1 protein-coding gene is annotated in these 239 nt (G+C 67.4%); it reads left to right on the top strand.

Annotation, left to right across the window (positions count from 1 at the left end):
• On the top strand, window positions 1-239 hold a 239-nt coding region (locus F6X37_RS38210; RefSeq protein WP_222945064.1), incomplete at both ends, for an Ig-like domain-containing protein.

The following is a 239-nucleotide window of genomic DNA, read 5'->3' as shown; positions in this document are numbered from 1 at the left end:
CCGGTGGGCAATGGCGAGAGCACGGACGACACGACGCCGACGCTGGTGGGCAAGGGTGAACCGGGCGACACGATCGTCGTGATCGACAACGGCACGCCGGTTGGCGAGACGGAGGTCGACGAGGACGGCAACTGGAGCTTCACGCCTGATACGCCGCTGGACGAAGGCGAGCACGAGTTCACGGTGGTGGAGCGTGATCCCGCGGGCAACGAAAGCAGGCCGTCGGAGCCGCACGTGGT

The organism is Paraburkholderia sp. 31.1 (assembly GCF_014397645.1).
Lineage (GTDB): Bacteria > Pseudomonadota > Gammaproteobacteria > Burkholderiales > Burkholderiaceae > Paraburkholderia > Paraburkholderia tuberum.
The sequence above is the reverse complement of the archived record's forward strand: the minus strand, read 5'-3'. Positions and strand labels throughout refer to the sequence as shown.